This window comes from Acinetobacter sp. 40AMC3-4 (assembly GCF_049898185.1).
Classification (GTDB): Bacteria; Pseudomonadota; Gammaproteobacteria; order Pseudomonadales; family Moraxellaceae; genus Acinetobacter.
This window is the reverse complement of the sequence record NZ_JAFCXG010000010.1, coordinates 64,719-80,231: the sequence shown is the minus strand read 5'-3', so window position 1 is coordinate 80,231 and position 15,513 is coordinate 64,719. Positions and strand designations below refer to the sequence as shown.

15 protein-coding genes and 1 pseudogene are annotated in these 15,513 nt (G+C 44.5%); 12 read left to right on the top strand and 4 right to left on the bottom strand.

What is annotated here, in order from left to right; genetic code table 11:
- From tsaB to ACP7BU_RS12060, 8 genes and pseudogenes are all read left to right on the top strand, one after another.
- Nucleotides 1–666 carry a tRNA (adenosine(37)-N6)-threonylcarbamoyltransferase complex dimerization subunit type 1 TsaB gene (gene tsaB, locus ACP7BU_RS12095; protein ID WP_374952227.1) on the top strand — a complete coding sequence of 222 codons (666 nt, stop codon included), beginning with the start codon at nt 1–3 and terminating at the stop codon, nt 664–666.
- A 16-nt stretch (nt 667–682) separates the two neighbouring features.
- Complete coding sequence (locus ACP7BU_RS12090; RefSeq protein WP_004279167.1) at nt 683–1,507, top strand: undecaprenyl-diphosphate phosphatase; 825 nt, start codon at nt 683–685, stop codon at nt 1,505–1,507.
- On the top strand, nt 1,501–2,322 hold the full coding sequence (locus ACP7BU_RS12085) for a class I SAM-dependent methyltransferase (RefSeq protein ID WP_425879982.1): 822 nt from the start codon (nt 1,501–1,503) through the stop codon (nt 2,320–2,322). The genes ACP7BU_RS12090 and ACP7BU_RS12085 overlap by 7 nt, the downstream gene beginning before the upstream one ends.
- 120 nt (nt 2,323–2,442) lie before the next feature.
- On the top strand, nt 2,443–3,825 hold the full coding sequence (locus tag ACP7BU_RS12080; RefSeq protein ID WP_004279169.1) for a C13 family peptidase: 1,383 nt from the start codon (nt 2,443–2,445) through the stop codon (nt 3,823–3,825).
- Nucleotides 3,826–3,868: 43 nt separating this feature from the next.
- On the top strand, nt 3,869–4,705 hold the full coding sequence (fghA, locus tag ACP7BU_RS12075; RefSeq protein WP_425879983.1) for an S-formylglutathione hydrolase: 837 nt from the start codon (nt 3,869–3,871) through the stop codon (nt 4,703–4,705).
- A gap of 120 nt (nt 4,706–4,825) precedes the next feature.
- Nucleotides 4,826–5,919: pseudogene (locus tag ACP7BU_RS12070) on the top strand (YjgN family protein).
- 11 nt (nt 5,920–5,930) lie between these two features.
- On the top strand, nt 5,931–6,245 hold the full coding sequence (locus ACP7BU_RS12065; protein ID WP_425879984.1) for a hypothetical protein: 315 nt from the start codon (nt 5,931–5,933) through the stop codon (nt 6,243–6,245).
- A gap of 38 nt (nt 6,246–6,283) precedes the next feature.
- Nucleotides 6,284–7,069 (top strand): M48 family metallopeptidase, encoded by a 786-nt coding sequence (locus ACP7BU_RS12060; protein WP_425980821.1) that lies wholly within the window; start codon nt 6,284–6,286, stop codon nt 7,067–7,069.
- A 44-nt stretch (nt 7,070–7,113) separates the two neighbouring features.
- Here the strand turns inward: ACP7BU_RS12060 and ACP7BU_RS12055 are convergent, their stop codons facing one another.
- Nucleotides 7,114–7,392 (bottom strand): DUF2218 domain-containing protein, encoded by a 279-nt coding sequence (locus ACP7BU_RS12055; RefSeq protein ID WP_425879986.1) that lies wholly within the window; start codon nt 7,390–7,392, stop codon nt 7,114–7,116.
- Nucleotides 7,393–7,560: 168 nt separating this feature from the next.
- Between ACP7BU_RS12055 and rpe the strand changes: the two genes are divergently transcribed.
- The 4 genes from rpe (at nt 7,561) to ACP7BU_RS12035 (ending at nt 10,446) form a co-directional block, all read left to right on the top strand.
- Nucleotides 7,561–8,247, top strand: coding sequence for a ribulose-phosphate 3-epimerase (rpe, locus tag ACP7BU_RS12050; protein ID WP_004279174.1), 687 nt, complete (start codon nt 7,561–7,563; stop codon nt 8,245–8,247).
- A gap of 628 nt (nt 8,248–8,875) precedes the next feature.
- Nucleotides 8,876–9,193, top strand: coding sequence for a DMT family transporter (locus tag ACP7BU_RS12045; RefSeq protein ID WP_004279177.1), 318 nt, complete (start codon nt 8,876–8,878; stop codon nt 9,191–9,193).
- 73 nt (nt 9,194–9,266) lie between these two features.
- On the top strand, nt 9,267–9,749 hold the full coding sequence (locus tag ACP7BU_RS12040; protein ID WP_005247169.1) for a methylated-DNA--[protein]-cysteine S-methyltransferase: 483 nt from the start codon (nt 9,267–9,269) through the stop codon (nt 9,747–9,749).
- A gap of 34 nt (nt 9,750–9,783) precedes the next feature.
- Nucleotides 9,784–10,446, top strand: a complete 663-nt coding sequence (locus tag ACP7BU_RS12035; protein WP_164542799.1) for a nuclease-related domain-containing protein — start codon at nt 9,784–9,786, stop codon at nt 10,444–10,446.
- Nucleotides 10,447–10,500: 54 nt separating this feature from the next.
- Here the strand turns inward: ACP7BU_RS12035 and ACP7BU_RS12030 are convergent, their stop codons facing one another.
- The 3 genes from ACP7BU_RS12030 to paaZ all read right to left on the bottom strand — a co-directional run bounded on the left by ACP7BU_RS12030 (nt 10,501) and on the right by paaZ (nt 15,366).
- Complete coding sequence (locus ACP7BU_RS12030) at nt 10,501–11,436, bottom strand: tRNA-dihydrouridine synthase (protein WP_005251039.1); 936 nt, start codon at nt 11,434–11,436, stop codon at nt 10,501–10,503.
- Between the two features lie 185 nt (nt 11,437–11,621).
- Nucleotides 11,622–13,061 carry a spinster family MFS transporter gene (locus ACP7BU_RS12025; RefSeq protein ID WP_005247166.1) on the bottom strand — a complete coding sequence of 480 codons (1,440 nt, stop codon included), beginning with the start codon at nt 13,059–13,061 and terminating at the stop codon, nt 11,622–11,624.
- Between the two features lie 193 nt (nt 13,062–13,254).
- The gene (gene paaZ / locus ACP7BU_RS12020; protein ID WP_425879987.1) at nt 13,255–15,366 is read right to left on the bottom strand and encodes a phenylacetic acid degradation bifunctional protein PaaZ; all 2,112 of its coding nucleotides are present in this window, start codon (nt 15,364–15,366) and stop codon (nt 13,255–13,257) included.
- Nucleotides 15,367–15,513: the final 147 nt, after the last annotated feature.

Sequence of the window (15,513 nt, the reverse complement as noted above, 5' to 3'; positions counted from 1 at the left end):
ATGAAAGTGCTGGCATTGGAGACTGCCAATGAGCAGTGTTCCGTCTCTGTAATCGATGATACTCAAGAACTATTTTTTCAGCTTGATGCGCGCGCCAAGGCACAAACGCAAACGATTCTCCCGATGATTGAACAAGGTCTGCAAGCTCTTGGACTGGCCATTGCTGATTTGACTGCGATTGCCTTTAGTCGTGGTCCGGGTTCTTTTAGCGGTGTGCGTATTAATGCTGCCGTGACTCAGGCCTTGGCCTGGTCAAATGATGTGCCGGTGATTCCGGTGTCAACTTTGCAGGCTTTGGCACAGGCAGCCTATCGTTTACACGGCCTCAAGGAAGTGTCTGCGGTATTGGATGCCCGCATGAGCGAAGTCTATATCTCGAGCTATCAAGTGGATGCACAAGGAATTATGCAACCGGTTGATGATGAGCAACTGTTAAGTTATGCAGAAGGCAGCCAAGCTGTACGCTTTACCCCGGTGGGCTCAGGCGCTGAACTGGTACAAAGCGAAACTTCAATTTATAAAGATGTGCATGCGACCGCACAGGATATCGCCAGCATTGCACGTGCAGCGGCACAAGCAGAAAACTGGGTGAGTGCAGAATTGGCATTACCCGTATATTTACGCGATAACGCGTGGAAAAAAATTCCAGAACAAGGCAAAGCATAATTAATTAGGATAAAGCATGGATCTTTTACTGCTACTCAAAGCGGCCATCATGGGTATTATCGAAGGCATTACCGAGTTTTTGCCTATTTCCAGTACCGGTCATTTGATTTTGGCATCAGAATTAATGAATTTCTGGACCAAGGAAAAGAGTGATGTATTCGTCATTGCGATCCAGATGGGGGCAATTGCTGCCGTTATTTATGAATATTGGGCACGTCTTTGGGGGGCAGCGACCGGGATTGTCAGCGGTGAACCGCAAGGTCGCCGTTTAGGCATTGGCCTGATTCTGGCTTCTATTCCGATTATATTGATTGGTCTGACGCTGGGACAAACCGTCAAACAATTACTATTTAATGATATTGCAATTGCCATTGGTTTGATTGTCGGCGGTTTGATCATTATCTGGATTGAAAAGAATCCACCACAAGTCCGTGTACATGAAGTTGAAGAACTCAGCATTAGAGATGCGATCTGGATTGGCCTGATTCAGGTTTTATCCTTGATACCGGGAACTTCCCGTTCAGGTGCAACTATTATCGGCGCGATGTTTTTGGGTGTGTCCCGTAAGGCAGCGACTGAATTTTCATTTTTCTTGGGTATTCCGGTCATTATCGGCGCTGGCCTGCTGGACCTTTATCAAAGCTATGATGTGTTAAATACGACTGAAGACTGGACCGTGATCGGAGTTGGGCTTCTGGTTTCCTTTATCTCGGCATTGATATTAATCCGTGCGCTGGTCGCTTATGTGGCTAAACGCGACTTTATGATCTTTGCCTGGTATCGTATTGCTTCGGGTCTGCTGATTTTATTATTTGCCTATACAGGTTGGAAATTATGGTAAGCGCGATTCGCTTATATGCCGAATCTGACTATCAAGAGAAAGCACAGCACTTCGAGGCTGTGCTTTCTTCTCGTGGGGTACAGGTCGAGATTGAAATTGTTGAAAAACTCAATGCACGTTTTTTCCGTTTAAATCCTGAACTGGCCCTTTGTGCCGATGCTGACGGACTCTGGTTATGTGCCAACGGCATGAAGATGCAACCGGACTGGCAAGCGGAAACCGGACGCTTAAAACGCGCATCTTTGAAATCGGAAATGATTGCACGCGCCTGTAATTTAAGTGAAAAACCAAGCTTGGTTGATGCGACTGCGGGTCTGGGACATGACAGTCTGTTGATGGCACATTTAGGTGCGCAAGTGACCTTGGTTGAACGGCATCCGGTTCTATTCACCTTGCTTGAAGATACCCATATGCGTGCACAAGCGGACACATTCCTGAGTCAGATCGTATCGCGGATTCATTTGGTCTTTTCTGATTCAGCCGATTATCTGCAGCAACAGGCTCAGCAGCATCACATTGTCGATGTGGTTTATCTTGATCCAATGTTCCCACAGCGGGATCAAAATCAACAGGCAGTCAAGAAGCAGGCACAGGTCAAAAAACAGATGCAGCTGTTGCATATGTTATTGCCTGAAGATGGTGAAATGGATCTGGGCGATAATCTTCTGGAACTGGCACAGAAAATTGGCAAACGTGTCGTGGTCAAACGTCCGCGTCTGGCGGTATTTCTGGCCGGAAAAGAGCCAAATCATCAATGGCAAGGCGATGCTTGTCGCTTTGATGCGTATTTTCAGCATGAACTTGTAGCTGAATAGGATAATGGCTTCTTTATTAAGCAAAGATTTGTTATATATTTAAAATTAGCATTGATTAAATGCTTATCAAGCATAAACTTATTCAGCACATTAGCGAGCCACTCATCTCCTTGAAATCCTATGATCGACTTTAAACCCTCCATTAATTTTTGGCACGATTTTAAGAGCAACCAAATTGCCGGGATGTGGTTATTTCTGGGGTCGAGGCGTTCTTTACAACTGGTCCGTCCATCCATCATGCAACTGGTGTTCTGGGGGATCTTAGGGGGCTGCGCCAACAGTTTGTTTAGCTGGCTCAGTTCAGGCCGTATGGGAGATTTTAACTCTCAAGGCCTGATCAGTTATGCGCTTTGGCCTTTCATTGCCCTGATTGTCGGTATTTTTCTGTCGCAACGGGTCAATAATCCACGCTTGATGCTGGTGCCAGCCTTGTTATGGTTGGTGTTAGATACCCATATCATGCTGTTCCAGTGTCTGATTCAGTATCTGGGTGATCTGGATTATCTGCCTTATATCCTTTACGACTATATTCCAACGCTCTTTGTCATGCTGTTTGTCTGGCAAAGTCTGGCAGTGGTCTGGGTGATTTCACATGAATTAAAATGGCCGTGGTGGGAACGTGCGCTGATTATGCTGGCGACTTTGTTTACGCTAGTAGTTTGGCAGATTTCAGTCAAAGATCAGCCGATCTGGAAAGTCGAAGAAATTCCACCGAGTTTTGCCGAAGATGCTTTCTATGCCCAGCCAACTTTGCTGAATAAAGCGCTGGAAAATATCGAGTATGGTGAATTTGCACAGTCACACTGGTATTTCATGGGAGTAGCTGGAGCGAGCTATCAGGATGTATTCCATTCTGAAGTTGAGCGGATTAAAGAGCAGTTTGATACCCGTTTTGGTACTTTTGGCCGATCGATTGCCTTGGTCAATCACCCAGCGACACGTACCACTATGCCGATTGCTTCCAAAACCAGTATGGAGCTGACATTGCGCCGTATGGGGCAGCAGATGAACCGTGAAAGTGACGTATTATTTTTATATATGACCTCTCACGGTTTGCCGAATGTATTTGAAATGGAAAATGCCCCACTGGATCTGGCGCAGGTTGATCCAAAATGGTTGCGTGAAACACTAGATGCATCAGGCATACGTTGGCGCGTGATCGTAATCTCGGCCTGTTTTTCAGGCAGTTTTGCTTCTGCTTTACAGAATGACAATACCTTGGTGATTACGGCTTCGGCAGCTGATCGGCAGTCTTTTGGCTGTTCGAATGAAGCGGATTATACCTATTTTGGTCGTGCGTTCTTTGATGAAGCCATGCGTGAAAATAGCAGCTTGCAAAGCGCTTTCGCACAGGCCACAGATACCGTAGCAAAATGGGAATCAGCTCAAGGTTTTGAGCCATCAGAACCGCAATGGGTCATCGGTAAGAATATGGAATTGATGTTGCCACAACTGGAGCAACGTTTATTTCCACAGACCACTACGGCGACATCATCTCCCTAGATCAATGTCATCCACAGACCGGTTGTAATAATAAGGAATAGCCATGGAACTTATACAGAACAATAGAAGCTTTGAAGGTGAACAGCGGATTTATCGTTTTGATTCGCGCTATCTTAAAACCCCGACCAAGTTTGGCATTTTTCTGCCGCCTCAAGCTTTAGAAGGTCACAGCTGTCCTGCATTATTCTATCTGGCGGGTTTGACCTGTACCGAAGAAACTTTTGCCATCAAGGCGCATGCACAGCGTTTGGCGGCACAGCTTGGCTTGATTCTGATAACACCGGATACTTCGCCACGTGGCGAAGGTGTGGCAGAAGGCGACAACTGGGATATTGGTCAGGGTGCGGGTTTTTATATTAATGCCACTCAGGCACCGTGGGCTGAACACTATCAGATGGAAAGCTTCATTGTCGATGAGCTTTATGCATTGGTCACTGAGGAATTCGTGATCCATCCCGGCAAGATCGGTATCTTCGGCCACAGTATGGGTGGTCATGGCGCATTGACCCTGGCATTTAAATATCCAGAAAAATTCAAATCTGTTTCAGCCTTTGCACCGATTTGTGCCCCGAGCCAGTGTCCTTGGGGAGACAAAGCATTCTCAAATTATCTAGGTACTGAAAAAAAAGAATGGCTGAAACATGATGCGACCGCTTTGGTTCAGGAAAAGGGGGCATTGTTTGGCGATATCCTGATTGATCAGGGTTTTTCAGACCAGTTCTATAACCAGCTCAATCCAGCCCTGTTTCAGCAAGCTTGTGATACCGTGAACCAGCCGCTCACTTTGCGTGAACATCAGGGCTATGATCATGGCTATTACTTTATTCAAAGTTTCATAGATGATCATTTACAATTCCATGCCGTGCAGTTAAATCCTTAAAGCAAGACTGCACTTATACAGCAGATTTAAGAAGATTAAAAAACCTCCAAAATGTTTTTACATTCTGGGGGTTTTTCTTTTAATATCAGATGTATAAAAGTATAAAAAATTGGGGTCGTCATGCAGCAGACAGCAGACGGTATTCGTGTCAGTGAGCCATTATTTCCAGCTGCTTCAAGTTTTTCGACTGAAGTCACGCCTTCGGTCAGACCGAAATACCAGCGTTATGGATTCAGATTTCATGGCAGTGCATCCGAATATTTTGGTATCTGGATGGTGAATCTGATGCTGACTATAGTGACATTGACCTTGTACAGCCCTTGGGCCAAAGCACGCCGTATGCGTTATTTCTACGGCAATACCCAATTTTTAAAACATCGCTTCGACTTTGTGGCCATGCCGAGCCGGATCCTGCTGGGTCGTCTGTTTGCACTGGAACTATATCTGGTTACCGTCGTACTGACCAACTATTCAATCCTTGCTACCAGCTCTTTATTGATGGTCGCTGCGCTGTGTTTGCCCTGGCTCATTCGGATGACCCTGAAATTCAAGGCCCGAAATAGCAAATATGGCAATGTGCGCTTTTATTTTAATGGCAGCAACCGCGAGGCTTACAGGGTCTTATTTCTGGCCATCCTGATCAATATCTTTACTTTGCTGCTGTTTAGTCCGGTGATGATCTGGCTCTACAAACGCTATTGCTTTAATCATTTATCGATTGGTCAGCTGCAATTCAAGCTGAATATTAACTGGTCCAAGTTTATGTCTGCCGTTTATCTGCCCTTGAGTCTTTGCCTGCTGGTTGGTATTGGCTTGCAGCAGTGGTGTACTGGGTAGACCGGATAGGGACCAATTTGTTTAGTCTGGGTTTACTGCTTAGCTATCTGCTTTGCCTGGCGCTGGTCTGGCCGGTCATTTCTGCACGTTTATATATCATTACATGGAATCATGTGGAGCTTGGTCAAAGTTACTTCAAAACACGGGTAAGCACCTGGCGTTATAGCTGGATTGTGCTGAGCAACTGGATGGTACGTGTTCTTAGTCTGGGCTTAATGACGCCTTGGGCTGCCATCCGTTTATATGAATATCAGTTGAACCATCTGGAACTCTATGTAGCAGAAGATGAAGCTAATCTTGAGCATATCTTGCAACCTGACCCGAGTGCTTTGGCTGATGAAATCCTGGACGTATTTGATTTCGATGCATCGCTATAGGAGTAAATGTGATGAAACGACCTGTCGAAGTTAAGTTTTATGACGGAATTCTCGCTGAAGCCCGCCGTGCCTGGATTGTACCGGATCAGCAACAAGGGATTGCCCTGAAACTTGATGAGGATGTTCCAGCACAAGTTAGCGATGCAGATTTTTATTTTGCTTATCCGGACATGGCCTACATTGGGGGTGTCGGTGGTCGTAAACCGATTATTGAGCTATCTGAAGAACGTCGGATTGAGTTTTTAAGCAAAGCGCCGCATTGGCTCGGGATTAAACATAAAGATATTTATCATGCGATCTGGAAATTTGAACGTTACCAATCCTGATTTTCTTTTCCATGATCATCGTGATTAGTGCAGTGATTATGATTTTAAAATGGGGGATTCCTTATAGCGCCAAACAGCTGGCAAAACTCCTTCCGGAGCAGACTCTGGTTGAAGTAGGCAACCGGACAGAGCAGCAGTTAATTGCCCAGACCCAACCAAGTACACTACCGGAAGAACAGCAGATGCGATTAAAAACTTTGTATGAACAAAAGATTGCTGTAGGAAAACCTGCAAAAATTATTTTCCGTCAAGGTGGATCAAGCATGGGCATGAATGCCGCAGCCATCCCGAATAACACCATTATTGTGACCGATGAACTGGTGAAAATCAGCGGCACCGATGAGGAAGTCCTTGCCGTACTGGCCCATGAACAAGGCCATCTGGTACAGAAGCACAGCATGCAAAAAGTGATTTCCAATCTGGGGGCGGCGGGACTGTTTGCCTTGGTGACCGGAGATTTAAGTGATGTGGTCACAGCCTCTGTAGTCGTGTTGACTGATGCTGGATACTCACAAGCGATTGAACTGGATGCCGATGACTATGCCATGCAGCATTTGCATCAACAGCAGATTTCCAGTATTCACTTGTCTAACTTTTTGCAGCGGGTGGAAAATGCCAGAATACTGGCAGAGGAATCGCAAACCATAAAAATGAAAAATTTCACTCTCAATATCGATGGAAAAGACCGACACCTGACAGAAACCGAACTGAAATGGATTCGCCTGATCGGGAAGTTTAAAAAATATCTGAAATCTCACCCCGAACTGGATAAAAGAATTGAGCGTATTCATGCCTTTAATGAACAGGCGAATCATCGTATCTAGTTTCTGATCATTACTATGCTTTGATTATCAAGGCTTTTTAGTCCCTATCTTTGCCAGTTAGCAGTCAGATTTTCCTGTCCCATACGGATCAGATGATCCAGTACTACATTTTCAAGTTTATTCAGGTCAGTGGATTCATCATTACTTTGAATCGTTACGGTAATATGATCTGCCTCGGGTGTCAGACTTACTTCTGCACCTGGAAAATGAATCAGGAAATTTTGTTCGGTTTCATCAATATTAAATTTATGTGTCCAGTGATTGGCCAGGCGTTTGGCAATTCGTGAAGCTTGATGCGTCTGGATATGGGCAATACTTTTCATCAGTTTTCTACACTATTCATCATTATCCTGCACTTTAAACCAAGCGGTGATGCTGTCATAACCCTCAAAGCGTTACACAGCGTTTTAATCTTGCAACATCGAATCACAGTAGCCGGAGCGGATTTGATATAATAGGAAAAATCCAATTTCAACAAGCCAGGTTCTCCCATGTCCAAGCCTTATTTAATTGCCCCTTCTATTTTATCTGCTGACTTTGCCCGTTTAGGTGAAGAAGTCGAGAACGTGTTGGAAGCAGGTGCAGACGTTGTCCATTTTGATGTCATGGACAACCATTATGTACCGAACCTGACTTTTGGTGCAGGTGTTTGCAAGGCCTTAAAAAATTATGGGATCAAGGCGCCAATTGATGTGCATTTGATGGTCAAACCTGTGGATCGCATGATCGGGGATTTCCTTGAAGCGGGTGCTGATATCATTACTTTTCATCCAGAAGCTTCTGATCATATTGACCGTTCTTTACAGTTGATCAAATCAGGTGGTGCAAAAGCGGGGCTGGTATTTAATCCGGCAACACCATTGCATTACTTGGATTATGTGCTGGATAAAGTCGATCAAATCCTGCTCATGAGCGTGAACCCGGGCTTTGGCGGACAGAAATTTATTCCAATGACTTTGGATAAATTGCGTCAGGCACGCAAACTGATTGATGCTTCAGGTCGTGATATTCGTTTGGAAGTTGATGGCGGCGTTACGCCAAGCAATATTCGTGAAATTGCCGAAGCGGGTGCCGATATGTTTGTGGCGGGTTCAGCTATTTTTGGTAAGCCGGATTATAAAGCTGTGATTGATGAAATGCGTGCGGAATTAGCGAGAGTAGGGCAGGTTCAACTCTAATCGTTAAAAACTCATAAGTGCATAAATATGTGGATAACTTTATGGATAAGTGTGTAGATATCTATGTTGATAACCATATGGATATGTTGCATAAAATGTAATCGTTTGTAGCTTGATTGATTGCGATTTAGACAAAATTTGTATAAAAAGAACTCAAATTGGGTTCTTTTTTATTGTTTATAACCCTTGTGTTCGGTGGTTGTTTATTCACCATAGGTTGATAATGGAACCAGGCAAAAAGTGATCAATGTGTCGTATATTTGTGTTTCATTATGTAATTTCTCCAGACAAAGTTTAAATTTAATTGATGTGTATAACTTAATATTCTGAGTCCATTCTCATGTAATTGTTGTGAATGAATTGCCCGATTATTAGAACTATTTCTGACTTGGCATTTTCAACATCTACCATAACCAGAGTAGCCATGAATGTCGTGGAGATTTGAGTAAGGCAAAGTTAAGTTGTATCTCGATAAGTCATTTTTTGTAAAAATAGCCAGATTACTGCAATGTGGTTTTATAAAATTTTTACACCTAGGAGGAACGACCTCCCTTGTGAATTGCGTGTCGGAATTTACAGGAAAAATCGTCAGGATGGCCTGATTCTTATATAAAAAGAGGAGGGCTGCATGGCCTGGATCGTACTTATTCTTGCGGGTATTTTTGAAATCGTGTGGGCATATTCGATGAAGCTGTCCGAAGGATTTACTCGTTTAACCCCCAGTATCATTACTATTGTTTTCATGGTACTGAGTTTTGCTTTGCTGGCTTATGCGATGCGTACTTTGCCGCTAGGTACAGCCTATACGATCTGGACCGGGATTGGTGCAGTGGGTTCATTTCTCATCGGTATTTGGGTTCTGGGTGAACCTGCTACAGCATTGCGTATGCTGGCTGCCGTACTCATCATTTCCGGTCTGGTACTGATGAAAGTATCCTCTTCATAATTTGTTTCTGTCTGTCTCGGTGAACTGGGTTAATATAGAAAATGAACTCCAGTGATTGGGACAGGGCACCATCATGAACTTAAGTTATCTTTATATGGACTCGCCTGTAGGTCAGCTACAGCTGGTCGCGAATGAAACCGCGCTGGTAGCCGTGCTTTGGGATTGTGAACAGCCGAATCGGGTGAAACTGGCGACCTTGGTTGAAGATCCGCGACATCCGGTCTTGATTGAAACCAGACGCCAGCTCCAAGAATATTTTGCCGGTCAGCGCAATGTTTTTGACCTGCCTTTGGACTTTGCCGGTACTGATTTTCAGAAAAAAGTTTGGCAGGCGCTACTGAATATTCCCTACGGACAGACCCGAAGCTATCGTGACATTGCTGAACAGGTGGGTAATATCAAGGCAGTACGCGCCGTGGGTGCAGCCAATGGCAAAAACCCGATTTCGATTATTGCACCCTGTCATCGGGTGATTGGTCGCAGTGGCAAGCTGGTAGGATTTGCCGGTGGTTTGGATAAAAAAGAAATCCTGTTAAATATTGAGCGAACGCATTAATATTTAAACACTTAAAACAAATGAAAATTAGAATATGGAACATTCTACCATACAGCTATTAAGTCCATTTTGGTCCAGCTTAGGGTGGATTCTTCTGCTTTTCTTTGGCGTGATGATTTTTAAATTATTCAAGCCATTTTTAAAAGGGAAATTAGGAGAATTTGCGGTTGCTGCCCATGTCAAACTGTATTTAAAAGATCTTCAATATATTCTGCTCAATGATTTGACTCTTCCAGACGGGACAGGCGCGACCACGCAGATCGATCATCTGTTATTAAGTCCTTACGGAATATTTGTGATTGAGACTAAAAACTATAAAGGCTGGATATTTGGAAACGAGCGACAAAAAACCTGGACCCAGAAAATCTATAAAAACAGTTATAAATTTCAGAATCCGATTCATCAGAACTATAAGCACATCAAAGTATTGGAGCAGCTACTGGCAGATATTGTGGAACCAGACCTTTTGCATTCTGTGATTGTATTTATGCCGGATGCTGTGTTTAAAACACCGATGCCAAATCATGTATTTCGGGGTGCAGGCTGGATCGACTATGTGAAAAGTTTTGATCAGCAGATGATTTCTGAAACGAAATTAAAACGGATACAACTGCGGTTAGAAAAAGAAGTTTTAGAAAAATCCTGGAAAACTAATCGGGAACACGTAGAAAATTTAAAGCAGCATAAGCAGTCATAAGTTTTTTACGGACTCATAAAAAAAGCCTGTGAATCATTCAAAGGCTTTTTGGTTTTAAATATTTGAAGCTTTCAGTTTTTCGGTAATCTCGGCCAGAACTTTAATCCGTTTCACTTCGTCCCATAAGGCTTTGGCTTCAGGATAATGTTTCGACATCATGCCCAGCCATTGCTTGTAACGGCCGACCATCCCGATCTCAGTTTTGGCTGGGCCGTTGATAAAACGAATTTGTAGTTGCAGTAGTTCATTCCAGTTCATCAAAGGTGCATCCGAGTTTTGACGGATACATTGGGTCAGGTCGGGTGTAGTCACTGCACCACGGCCAATCATCAGATCTTCGCAACCGGATTCCAGACGGCACTGTTTGGCATCGGCATTGTTCCAGATTTCACCATTGGCGATCACATTGATCTTAAGTGTCTCACGAATCGGTTGTAGCTGGTCCCAGAATGCGGGCGGAGTATAGCCATCGGCTTTGGTGCGCGCATGCACGGTAACCCATGCTGCTCCTGCATCTTCAATGGCATGGGCATTTTCCAGCATGAAATTACGGTCCATATAACCCAGACGCATTTTGGCGGAAACCGGAATATGCGCAGGCACTGCATCACGCACGGCTTTAACCAGCTCATGCACGACTTCGGGTTCATCGAGCAGGACTGAACCACCACGATGACGGTTCACGGTTTTGGCCGGACAGCCAAAATTCATGTCAATTGCCGGTGCGCCCATGGCTGCCACTTTGGCGGCATTCGCTGCTAGCATCTCCGGATTATTTCCTAAGAATTGGACATGTACCGGTGTACCTGCCGCCGTCTTGCCATCATTCAACAGTTCCGGGCAGTAAGTATGATAAATATGATCGGGCAGAAGGGAATCGGTGACACGGATAAACTCGGTCACACACCAGTCAAAGCTACCTACGGATGTCAGCACATCACGCATAATCGGATCGGTTAAGCCTTCCATGGGAGCAAGCACAAGTTTCAACGGTGCACACCTGTAAATTTAAAACGGTGTTATACGTTTTTTTAGGCAGCCTGTCTAGGCTGGATCGGAATTGAATGATGAGTACCTGAAAATTGAACTTTTTGGGCTGATATAAAAAGGCCTTTAATGTGGATTAAAGGCCTTTAAAAGTGAAGCTTAGGATGATTTAGCGATATCCAGCCATTTTAATCAGCCAGTTTCTCGACTTTCATACTCTCACGATAATACTGACAGCCCTTGTACAACAGGAAGCAACCAATCAATCCGGCAATCGCATTGACGATCGAGATCGAGTTACCAACCATTAAGGTATTCTGGAAATATTTATCCGTGATTAATGCCACAGCGGTGGTTCCGACGCCTAAGGCAATCAGGTTTGAAACCAGCAGGAACTTGGCAGATACCTGTGCGCGTAGCTGGTTTGGTGTCAGCATTTGCGTAGCAGCAGCCGATGCAGGAATCGGGAAAGTGGAGAAGAACATCGCCACAAAAATCAGCGCAAATGAAAGCTGCATATTATCGACCTGAGTGAACAGCACACTCGGAATAATCAGCGCTGCACAGCCAATCGCACCGGTACGAATTGCAGCATCGCTATAGCCACGTTTCGAGAAGAAGTCGATCAACCAGCCACAGAATAAGGCACCCGAAGTATTCGCGACTAGAATAATCGTACCGAGGATATAACCGGTTTGACTCGCATCCAGACCGAAATTACGCATGTAATAGGCAGGTGCCCAGCCCAGCAGCGAATACAGCATCATGGTGTAAAAAGAAAAGCCAATAAAATGACAGAAGAAGGTCTTTTTATGTGTCTTGATAAAACCAATCGAATTTTTGAAAGAGGCTTTAATGACCTGGCCATCCTGATCGACTTTCATACCCTTACGTGCAGGTTCACGCACCGTCAGCACCATGAGTAGGGCTAGTAATACGCCTGGAAGACCCACAATCATAAAGGTAAGTTGCCAGGTTTTCACTTCACCAATGAGGGGTAAGGCTACGAAGCTGACATCTTTTAGCAGGCCAATCACATAGCCGCCAATCAGGAAAGCTAGGCCCGAACCAATAAAGGCACCAATCGCATATACACCGAGTGCACGGCCTAATTTATCTTTCGGAAATAAATCGGCAACGATTGAATAAAAGGCAGGGGAAAGCGCAGCTTCACCGGCACCCACACTCAGACGTGCAATAAACATTTGAATAAAGTTTTTACTGAGGCCACAAGCCGCTGTAGCGAGACTCCAGAATGCAATCCCGGTTGCAATAATTTTAATCCGTGACTTTTGATCCGCCAATGCGGCAATGGGCAAGCCCATAATGGCATAAAATAAGGAGAAGGCCAGACCCTGTAACAGACTAAACTGAGTATCGCTCAGCATTAAATCGGCTTTAATCGGTTCAATCATGAGCGATAAAATTTGACGGTCTACAAATGACAGAATGTAAGCCACCATACAAATGACCACCACATACCATTGATAGGTGCTGCTTTCCGGTGGCGGTTCAATCTGTTCAGACAGCGGCACAGCCGTTTCTGTCGGTGTAGGCTCAAAATTTTGATTTGTTGGTTGAATCGTCCTTTCAACCATTTCTAGGTTCAGCGATTTATCATTCATCATGCAACATCCTGTGCTGATCGTTTGAGATATTTATTTGATACTTTTAATATGCTTGTTATTTTTATATTGTATCGTATTTAATTAATCTAGAGCCTAAATAGAGAGACGTCAATCTTTTTTAAAAATAGATACAAATAATTTTTAAAGGCAAAAAAAAGGAATCATAATGATTCCTTTTTTTGAGTTTAAATTTTTAGCCACGCTCAACCAGCGTTAAAATATCGTAGGTTGCAACCAGTTCATTGCGTTGGTTTTTTACTTTAATATCCCAGACCACGACACCATGTGGCTTCTGTGCCGGATCGCGCAGTGCTTTTGGAGTTTTCTGCTTACAGGTCAGTTCTACCTGAATGGTATCGCCAATTTTCACCGGTTCTACAAAGCGCAAGTTGTCCATGCCATAGTTGGCAATGACTGGGCCCTGGGCGGCATCAACGAATAAACCGGCTGCGGCAGACACCACGAAATAGCCATGTGCCACACGTTCACCAAACAGGGATTCTGCTGCAGCAATCTTGTCCATATGCGCATAGAAGTGATCACCGCTCAGGCAGCCGAAATTCACCAGATCCGCTTCGGTCACGCTACGTCGTGCAGTCAGTAAACGCTCGCCTATACGCAATTCATCAAATGATTTTTTAAAAGGATGCACGCGGTCTTCAAAGACTTGAGCTCCAGCCGTCCAGCTATGGCCGACCTGAGTCATGGCATTTGGCGAGCCTTGAATCGCAGTACGTTGCATATAATGTTTGACTGCACGCAAGCCGCCGAGTTCTTCACCGCCACCGGCACGTCCCGGTCCACCATGAACCAGTAAAGGTAATGGAGAGCCATGTCCGGTACTTTCTTTGGCACTTTCTGCATCCAGAATATGGACACGGCCATGCCATGGCGCAATTTTGCTCAGCAGTTGTTCAATATTTTCATCAGTATTGCGTACGATAGATGCCACTAAGCTACCTTCGCCACGTGCCACCAAGTCAGCCAGCTGAGCCAGGTCAGTATATGGCATTAAAGTCACTACAGGTCCAAAGGCTTCAATCTTATGAATATTTTCTGCCTGATCCGGTGCTTTGCAGACCAATACGGTTGGTGGATAACATGCGGATTTCTCTGTATTTTGTACTTGAATCCTAAAGTCCTGACGCAAGTGGCTACCGAATACGATTTCTGCATTTTGACTGAGCTGTTCAACTTTTGCAGCGACATCATGTTTCTGTTTGACGCTGGCCAAAGCACCCATCGTCACGCCTTCCTGAGCCGGATCGCCCACGACCACTTTTTTTAGTTTTTCAATCAGACGACTTTGTACTGTATCCAATAGCTCGGCTGGCACAAAAGCACGACGAATGGCAGTACATTTTTGTCCAGCTTTGGTGGTTATTTCACGGAAAACTTCACGCACAAATAAATCAATCGTTTCATCATTGGCTTGCGCCGTCAAAATCGCACTGTTGACCGAGTCTGCTTCCATGGTGAACGGAATCGAGTAGGCATTTAAATGTGGATGCGAACGCAGTTTTTGCCCTGTTGAAGCAGAACCGGTAAAAGTGACCGTATCTTGAGGATTTAAATGATCAAATAAATCATAGATCTGTCCGCAAATAAGCTGCAGTGAACCTTCTGGCAAGAAACCGCTTTCATGAATAGCTTTGACCACGGCATGGGTCAGCTCGGCACCTTCGGTCGCCGGTTTGACAATACAGGGTACGCCCGCCAGTAGCGTCGGTGCGATTTTCTCCAGCATGCCCCAGATTGGAAAGTTAAAGGCATTGATATGCACGGCTACACCGGCTTTAGGCGTCAGAATATGTTTCGCGCCAAAGCTACCTTGCTTAGAAAGAGGAATCCAGGCATCTTCGACCAACGCTGTTTCATCACTCAGTTCACGACGCACCAAACTCGAATAGGCATATAAGGTGCCAATCCCGCCTTCAATATCAATCCAGGCATCTTTACGGGTACAGCCGGTTACTTTGGCAAGCTCATAAAAGTCTTCTTTGCGTTCCATCAAATACTGTGCCACTTGCTTCAGTGCATTGGCACGTTGATGAAACGTCCATGTGGCGATAGTCGCGCCTTTTTGTTTGGCATACTTCACCACGGCTTGGGTATCGATGCCCTGACTGCCGACCTGATAAACCGCTTCACCGCTAATGGCATGATAAACCGTACGTAAATCGGCTTGCGCTTTGTATTCCTGGCCGTACACCAGTGAAGATAAGCTTTTGATGGCAATAGGATTATGGGTTGATTCAGTATCTTGATAATCCATTGTGCTTGAGCTGCTGTCTAACTCTAACATTGTAAAAACTCCATTTATGATACGTTTTGAGATGTATTTTAATTTTGATGTTTTATAATTTGTGTTGAAAAATTGAAAATGTCAATCATAAATCTGTGTTTAAAAATGCGTAACAATAAAATAAAAAATATTAAATTATATAAAACA